Below are 2,030 nucleotides of genomic sequence, written 5' to 3'. Positions count from 1 at the left end.
CTTCAAAGCCCGATAACATGCCGACTACTTCTGTACGCTCAGTTAAGAAAAAGTATTTTCTAGCAGGAACTGCTGCAACTTTCATAAAACGAGGAAATAATCGTTTTATGTCCTGCCGATGATACTCCAAAAAAAAGTCTACATAATTAGATGGACGAGACACTTGAAGTATAGAAAATTGATTTTCCACGTTCAATAACAAACGCGTCAGAAAAAATATATTCGTTAAAGCAATCACTCCGTTCAACACTGCAACGGGGTAAGCACTAATAATAATGCCGTAAACACAAAAACAAGATGCACCAAACAGATTGTACCATCGCAGTTTAATGATTGAACTTCTGGTTAAAGAAAATGCAATTATCAATGAGGCACAATATCCAAAAATTTCTACACCTGACAATTCCAAAGGGTATTCCTATGTACGTCTATATAATGCCGCACGTTATATCATTAACGACATGAAATGGCTTAAGAATTATGATTGAGTATAATCATTTTGGTACATCCTAATTGCGAAAAACCCTAACGGTATGTGACAATACATCCACAGAATACTTCGCTTTAGGTTATTTATGCCAGCACAGAAAATTGATGGCGTCTTAATTGCCAAACACATAAGACAACACGTGGCTTCACAAGTTGAAGCTATAACTTCATCAGGCCGAAGAGCGCCAGGATTAGCCGTTGTCTTAGTGGGCAGTGATTCCGCTTCACACGTTTATGTCAATAAGAAGCGTAAAGCATGTGAGGAAGTAGGTTTTGTTTCAAAATCTTACGACTTACCAGCAACGACATCTCAACGCTCATTATTAGATATTATTGACCAATTAAACATTGATGATGAAATTGATGGAATACTGGTTCAACTTCCTCTTCCTGCTGGTCTTAACAAAGAGCAAGTATTAGAGCGTATTGATCCACAAAAAGATGTTGATGGTTTTCATCCTTACAACATAGGCAGACTCGCTCAACGCATTCCTGCTTTGCGGCCATGTACACCCAAAGGCATAATGAGCCTTATTGAGTCCACTAAGCGTCCTGTAAAAGGCTTAGACGCAGTTATAGTGGGTGCATCTAATATTGTTGGACGTCCGATGTTCATGGAACTACTTCTTGCCGGCTGCACTGTCACAAGCTGTCACAAATTTACTCAGGATCTGAGGTCACATGTTCAACGTGCTGATTTGTTGGTAGTCGCAGTGGGTAAATCAAATTTTATCCCGGGTGAGTGGATAAAACCAGGTTCGATCGTAATTGACGTAGGCATTAATCGGAATCAAGACGGTAGCTTAGGTGGTGATATTGAATACGCAAGCGCTTCTCAAAGAGCTGGATGGATCACCCCTGTACCCGGCGGCGTAGGCCCAATGACAGTTGCCAGTCTAATTGAAAATACTCTAGAAGCCTATGTGAAGTACCATTCTTGAAGATGAATATACCTACTCAGGTAAGTGATGACACGGCTGAAAAAGCTGTCAAATCTTGGATAAACAATGTAATTGTAGGGCTGAACTTCTGCCCTTTTGCTAAAAAAGAATTAGAACGCGATACGGTACGTTTCTCTATTTTCCACTCAACTCAAGCCAATGATGCACTGGGCCACTTACTCGATGAACTCACGTTACTCGACAATCAAGTGGATATTCAAACTACCATACTTATTTTTCCGTCAGGATTTGATAATTTTGAAGAATATTTAGATATGCTTGAATTAGCAAATTCACTTATTTTTCGAGGAGGTTACGGGGGTATTTATCAACTCGCCAGCTTCCATCCAAATTACTGCTTTGATGGTGAGGCTGAAAATGACCCAGCTAACTACACAAACCGTTCGCCCTACCCTTTGTTACATGTACTCAGGGAAAGCAGTGTAGAAGCTGTATTAAGACACTACCCTCAACCTGAAAGCATACCTGAGAATAATATTGCCAAAGCAAGAAAGCTGGGGGCAGAATTTTTACAGGCCTTATTAAAATAAACATAATTCATATATTATGTTTATTTTAATAAGGCGACTCACCTTCCTC

At 39.8% G+C, this 2,030-nt stretch carries 3 protein-coding genes; 2 read left to right on the top strand and 1 reads right to left on the bottom strand.

The window, feature by feature from the left end; all coding sequences use genetic code 11:
* Nucleotides 1-409: hypothetical protein (locus tag QZ562_RS21160; RefSeq protein ID WP_293764729.1), on the bottom strand; the 409-nt coding region annotated here is incomplete at its 3' end.
* A 166-nt stretch (nt 410-575) separates the two neighbouring features.
* On the opposite strand from QZ562_RS21160, the gene folD reads away from it, so the two are divergent.
* A complete protein-coding gene (folD, locus tag QZ562_RS21155) occupies nt 576-1,430 on the top strand; it encodes a bifunctional methylenetetrahydrofolate dehydrogenase/methenyltetrahydrofolate cyclohydrolase FolD (RefSeq protein ID WP_293764727.1) in 855 nt (284 codons plus the stop codon).
* A 2-nt stretch (nt 1,431-1,432) separates the two neighbouring features.
* Nucleotides 1,433-1,981, top strand: coding sequence for a DUF1415 domain-containing protein (locus QZ562_RS21150; RefSeq protein ID WP_293764732.1), 549 nt, complete (start codon nt 1,433-1,435; stop codon nt 1,979-1,981).
* The last annotated feature ends 49 nt before the right edge of the window (nt 1,982-2,030 follow it).

This window comes from uncultured Paraglaciecola sp., from assembly GCF_913058035.1.
GTDB lineage: Bacteria > Pseudomonadota > Gammaproteobacteria > Enterobacterales > Alteromonadaceae > Paraglaciecola.
Note: the sequence above shows the minus strand (reverse complement) of the source record. Positions and strands in the feature narration are given on the sequence as shown.

What these genes read in the sequence shown, in the direction of transcription:
- folD (WP_293764727.1), top strand. Translation starts at nt 576, where the DNA reads ATGCCAGCACAGAAAATTGATGGCGTCTTAATTGCCAAACACATAAGA.
- QZ562_RS21150 (WP_293764732.1), top strand. Translation starts at nt 1,433, where the DNA reads ATGAATATACCTACTCAGGTAAGTGATGACACGGCTGAAAAAGCTGTC.